The 5,705-nt window shown below is 70.2% G+C and carries 5 protein-coding genes; all 5 read right to left on the bottom strand.

The annotated features are described in order from the left end of the window. Window positions 1-1,436: PHP domain-containing protein (locus tag H3C53_11560; GenBank protein ID MBW7917302.1), on the bottom strand; the 1,436-nt coding region annotated here is incomplete at its 3' end. Beyond that, window positions 1,433-2,512 carry an ABC transporter ATP-binding protein gene (locus H3C53_11565; protein ID MBW7917303.1) on the bottom strand — a complete coding sequence of 360 codons (1,080 nt, stop codon included), beginning with the start codon at window positions 2,510-2,512 and terminating at the stop codon, window positions 1,433-1,435. The genes H3C53_11565 and H3C53_11560, both read right to left, overlap by 4 nt. A gap of 13 nt (window positions 2,513-2,525) precedes the next feature. Further along, window positions 2,526-3,356, bottom strand: a complete 831-nt coding sequence (locus H3C53_11570; GenBank protein MBW7917304.1) for a carbohydrate ABC transporter permease — start codon at window positions 3,354-3,356, stop codon at window positions 2,526-2,528. After that, window positions 3,353-4,174 (bottom strand): sugar ABC transporter permease, encoded by an 822-nt coding sequence (locus tag H3C53_11575; protein MBW7917305.1) that lies wholly within the window; start codon window positions 4,172-4,174, stop codon window positions 3,353-3,355. Before H3C53_11575 ends, H3C53_11570 begins: the two co-directional genes overlap by 4 nt. Before the next feature lie 187 nt (window positions 4,175-4,361). Further along, window positions 4,362-5,687, bottom strand: a complete 1,326-nt coding sequence (locus H3C53_11580) for an extracellular solute-binding protein (GenBank protein ID MBW7917306.1) — start codon at window positions 5,685-5,687, stop codon at window positions 4,362-4,364. Between the last annotated feature and the right edge of the window lie 18 nt (window positions 5,688-5,705).

Consider the following 5,705-nt stretch of genomic DNA (forward strand, 5'->3'; position numbering starts at 1 on the left):
CGCCGCCACGGGTGCGCCAACACGTCGGCCACGCTCAGGTAGGAGGGGAAGTGCGGGCCGGCGGCGAAGGTCCTGAGCTCGGCCTCGAGGGCGGGCAGCGACGCGCGGGCCACCACCTCGCAGCGCAGGAACGCCCCGGCGGGCACCCACTCGAAGGCGTCCGTGACGTCGTCAGAGCCCAGCGCGGTCTCGCGCACCACGCCTGCCGTACCCACCCAGCGGAGCACGTCGCCCGTCGCGCCTTCCACCCTCGCGCGGGCGACGACGGGAGGGCCCGCGCCGACCGTCCCACCCATGCCCGCGCCGCCGACGCTCAGCTCGAGGCGCGGCCCGCCGGGCCCCTCGCTCACGTAGGCCCGGCCGGCGCGGATGGCGGTGAGGACCGCAGGCGTGGACAGCTCTTCGAGCTCGAGCCAGGTGGTGGGCGAACCGACCTGCAGCAGCGGCGGATCGACGCGGCTGGCGCCCGGGTGGTGCCTGTCGCTGCCGCCCACCAACGTGAGGCGGCGCCCCTCCCGGAGCAGCGCGTCGTAGCGCGCGAGCGACTCCCAGTTCCCCAGCGCCCACGGGCCCTGCCACGCCTCCATGGCGTCGGCCCCGCCCGGCACCGGGTACTCCCAGTCGCAGCCGATGCAGCCGGGCTGCGTCTTGGGGTGGTTGACGGAGAAGAGGCCGCCGCGAGCGTGCACCTGCGCCACCAGCACGTCCAGATCGCCGGGGCGCTCGATGCGGAAGTCGACCCAGCCCGCCACGCCCCACACGTTGGCGTGACCGCGGTAGGTGGTCACCTCCTCGCCGGGGACGAGGAGCAGATCGGAGGCGCTGTTCAGCGGCAGCTCCGCGTGGTGGCTGACGGTGTTGTGGTCGGTCACGGCGAGGAAGTCGAGGCCACGCGCCCGCGCCTCGGCCGCCAGCTCAGCCACGGACGCGCGGGCGTCGCTGTGGAAGGTGTGGCTCTGCAGGTCGCCCCGGTACCAGCCGGCGCCGGCGCGCACCGCGCCCACCCGGCCGGTCGCGCCGGGCGCCCTCCGGCCGACCGCCGGCGCCGCGGCCGCGGCAGTGCCCGCCGCCGGCGCGTCACCGCGTCCCACGTCCACCTCCACCCGGTAGGCGCACCCTGCCGCGGCCACTCTCGCCAGCCCGAGCACCACCTGCCACCGCCCCGCCTGGAGCGGCCCGGCCATGTAGCCGGGCGTGGCATCGGCGGCGGCCACGTGCACCTCGCGCCTGGCGCTCCCGCTCCAGCCGCGGAACCCGGTGAGAGACGGGAAGGGGCCCGCCGTGGGGTCGAGGAGGCCCAGGTCGAGGATGCTGCCGTCTTCGAAACCGTAGCGCACGCTCACGCGCTCGGCACCGGCGGGCACGTCGAACGGCAGGTAGACGTACGGGCTGCGCCTACGCTGCCCGGGGGTCACGCGCCCCTCGAAACGGATCATGGGACCTGGATGCGCCGCCCGTCCGCGCCGAAGAGGTGGAGGTTCTTAGGGTCGAAGGCGAAGCGCGCGTCGCCCGTCACCTGCGGTGCCTCGTCGCCGAAGAGGCGCGCCGTGACGAGCCCCTCCCCCACCCTCAGCGTGACCAGCGATTCCGGGCCCAGCGGCTCGACGGCGTAGACGTGGCCCGGGACCGTCCACTCGTCACCCTCGCCGCCGAGCCGCAGGTGCTCCGGCCTGAGGCCGAGGGTGAGCTCGCTGCCCTCCGCCACGCCGCGGAGCCTGTCCGCGAAGCCCCGCGCGTCGACCCGGAGCGGGCCGGCGTGGAACGCGCCGCCCTCGAGCCGCACCGGCAGCAGGTTCATGGGCGGGCTGCCGAGGAAGTTGGCGACGAACGTGGTGGCGGGCCGGTGGTAGACCTCGAGCGGCGGGCCGATCTGCACGATCCTGCCCTTGTCCATCACGGCCACGCGGTCGGCCAGGGCCATGGCCTCCGCCTGGTCGTGGGTGACGTAGATGGAGGTGACCCCGAGCTCGCGCTGCAGGTGCTTGAGGAAGCTCCGCGCCTCGAGCCGCAGCTTGGCGTCCAGGTTCGATAGGGGCTCGTCGAACAGGTAGACCCGCGGCTTGTGCACCACGGCACGAGCCAGCGAGGTGCGTTGCTGCTGCCCGCCCGAGATCTGGCCGGGGCGCCGCGCCAGGAGCTGATCTATCTGGAGGCTGGCGGCCACCTCCGCGGCGCGCGCGGCCCGCTCCCGGGCCCCCACGCCGCGCACCTTGAGGGGGTAGGCGATGTTGGCCTCGATGGTCATGTGCGGGAAGAGCGCGTAGTCCTGGAACACCATGCCGATGTCGCGCTCCTTGGGCTTGGCGTCGGTGACGTCCTCGCCGCCTATCGAGATGCGGCCGCTGGTGGGCTGTTCCAGCCCGGCGATCATGCGCAAGGTGGTGGTCTTGCCGCAGCCGGACGGGCCGAGCAGGCAGACGAACTCGCCGTCGGCGAGCTCGAAGGAGACGTCGTCGACGGCCTTGACCGTCCCGAACTGCTTGGTGATCGACGCGAAGGTGACGTTAGCCAAGGTCAGCTGCCTCTCACGACTTGATCCCGCCGAAGAAGCGGAACCCGTACTTCCAGTTGACGAACAGGTAGAGCGCCAGCACCGGCAGGGTGTAGAGGAGGGCGTAGGCGGTGGTGAGGGTGATGATGGGCGTGCCCCCCTCCGTGTAGAAGGAGTAGATCGCCACGGCGGCGGGCATCTTGCTCGGGCTGCGCAGGAGGATGAACGGCACCAGGAAGCCGCCCCACACGTTCACGAACGTCCAGACGCCCACGACCATCATCCCGGGCCGCACGATGGGCAGGGCGATGTCGCGGAACATCCCCCACGGCGAGGCGCCCGCCACCAGCGCCGACTCCTCGTACGACCGCGGGATCGAGTCGACGAAGTCGCGCATGATGAAGATGGCCGCCGGCAGCAGGCCCCCCGTGAACACGAGGATGACGCCCACGTGGGTGTCGATCAGTCCCAACTGGAAGATGAGCAGGAAGAGCGGCACCATGGCCGCCGTGCCCGTGACGATGGAGGAGAACAGCACCAGGCCGTAGCTGAGCGCGTCGCGGCCGCGGATCGGGGCGCGGGAGAGCGCGTAGGCGGCGAGCGTGGCGAGGAGCGTGACGAGGACCATGGCCCCCACCGCCTGGATGACGCTGTTCTGGAACAGCGCCCTCACGGCGAAGCTGTTGGCGAACACCTTGCCGAAGTTGGAGAACGTGAACGGGTCGGGGAGCGCCACGGCCAGGTTGGCCTTGGCGCTGAACGGGGCGAACAGCAGCCAGAGGAGCGGCAGGGCGAAGAGCGCCGCGAACAGGGCCGCCAGCACGTAGAAACCCACGCGCGCCAGGACGTGTCGCACCAGCTTCACGCCCTCGCCCCCTGCCGCCTGAGGAGGCTGAGGTAGACGAGCGCGAAGGCCAGGTTGATGAGCATCATCACCATGCCGATGGCGCTGCCGGCGCCGAAGTCGAAGTACTTGAAGGCGACGCGGTAGGTGAGCACGCTGACGACCTCCGTCTTGAACGCGGGGCCACCGCCCGTGAGCAGGAACGGCGAGAAGGTGTTGAACGTCCACAGCGTGATGAGGATCAGGTCCGTGACGATGTGCGTGCGGATGAGCGGCAGGATGATGTCCTTGAGCCGCTGCCACGGCCCCGCCCCGGCCACGTCCGCCGTCTCGAGGTAGCTGGGCGGGATGGAGCCGAAGGCCGACGAGAAGAGCAGCATCGAGAAGGCGGCGCCGCGCCAGGCGTTGAACAGGATGATGGAGAGGAGCGGTAGCCCCAGCAGCCAGTCGACCCGCTCCACGCCCGCCAGCGCGAGCAGCCGGTTGAGGGTGCCGCCCTCGTAGTTGAGGAAGGCGTTCCAGGCGAAGGCCACCACGACGTCCGGGATGATCCAGGCGACGATGGCCAGGGTCTGGACGGACTCCTTGACCCAGCCCGTGCGCCGGTAGAAGAACCAGGCGAGCAAGAGCCCCAACACGGCCTGGCCGACGATGGCGGAGAAGAACACGAACTGCGCCGTGATGACGAGGGACGAGCCGAACTGGCCCGGGTTCATGAAGGTGGATAGATCGAAGAGCTTCAGATAGTTCTGGAGGCCCACGAACTGCGGGTGCGCGGCCGTCACGCCCGTGAGCGAGCGGTTCGTGAAGCTGACGGCGGCGATCCAGAAGAAGGGCATGAGTATGAACGCCGCGATGAACAGCGCAGCGGGCGCCAGGAACTGCAGCCCGGTGAGCAAGGGCAAGATGGTGCGTCGTTCTCGCAAGGGGTCTCTCCCTGTTGCGGTCTACGCGCCCGGTGCGGGCCTATCGGCGGCGGTCGGGGACACCTCCCGACCGCCGCCGAAGGGTGCACGAGAGGGCCGCTTACTTCAGGCGGTCGACCGTGTTCTCGGCACCGACGATGCCGGTGACGGCGGCCGCGTAGGCGTCCATGGCCTGCTGCGGCGACATGGCGCCCGACACGACGTTCTCGGTCATGAGCTGGATCTGCTCGGAGACCTTGGCGTAGTCGTCGTTGTTGGGGCGCGAGGTGGTGAGCGGCAGGAGCGCCTTGGCCGTCTCCGTAAGGAACGGGCTGTTGGGGACGGGCACGTCGTCGCGCGCGGCGATGCCGGGCTGGTAGGTCATGTAGGCGTCGCGCGCCTCCTTGCTGTTCATGAGCTCCATCAGCTCCCACGCCAGCGCGGGCTGCGCCGTGTTGGGGTTGAGGACCCAGCCGGTGCCGCCGGAGGCGCTCACGTAGTCCTGGCCGCGGATGCCGGCGCCGGGGTGCTCGGCGGGCATCTTCGCCCAACCCATGACCTCGTCGCGGTTCTCGACGGCGAACTCGGAGCCGGGCGCCGTGACGGAGCGGTAGAACCAGTCTCCCTCGACCAGCATGGCGGTCTTGCCGTCGCGGAAGTTGGCGAACGACTGGTCGCGGCCGTCGTTGACGAGCTGCACGCGCTGCGAGCCGAGCTTGTTGTCGACGTAGATCTCCTTGTAGAAGTTGAGCGTGTCGAGGATGCCCTGGCTACGGACTACCCACTTGCCGTCCATGAACGGCTCCTCCCCCGTGCCGAGGAGCAGCATGTAGTAGCCCTGGAGCGTGGTGGCCTCGCCCATGCTCGTGCCGGCGTTGATCTGTAGCGGCGCGGAGTCGGGGAAGGCGCGCAGCACGATGCGGGCGGTGTCGGCCAGGTCCTGCCAGTTGATCGGCTGCCACGAATCGGCGTTGGGCACGCCGGCGCGACCGAGGATGTCCTTGCGGTAGAAGATCATCCGAACGTCGGTGCCGTTGGCGATGCCGTAGATCTTGCCCTGGTACGACATGATGCTCTGGATGCCGGCGGAGATGTGCGACCAGCCCTCCCACTCGGTCACCGCGGAGCCGGCCACGTCCACGAGCGGCTTCAGGAGGTTGCCGCTGGCGAACTCGGGGATCCAGAAGCCGTCGAAGCCCATGACGTCGAAGCCCTTGCCGACCGACAGGTCGAGGGCGTACTGCTGCTTGAGGGCCTCGTCGCTGCCGCCGAACTCGTTGAGGGTCACGGTGACGCCCGGGTGGGCGGCCTCGAACGTGGGGATCACGAACTCCTTGATCCACTTGACCTGGTTGGAGCTGACGCCGCCATCGACGCAGCGGCAGACCAGGCTGATCGATTGAGAGAACGCGGGCGTGGCGAGGACGCCCAGGGCGAGCACTGCCAGTAGCGGTGTGATGCGTTT

The organism is Trueperaceae bacterium (assembly GCA_019454765.1).
GTDB lineage: Bacteria > Deinococcota > Deinococci > Deinococcales > Trueperaceae > JAAYYF01.

Excerpts from the sequence above, each read along its gene's own strand:
- H3C53_11575 (MBW7917305.1), bottom strand. The coding sequence starts at position 4,174 with ATGCCCTTCTTCTGGATCGCCGCCGTCAGCTTCACGAACCGCTCGCTC.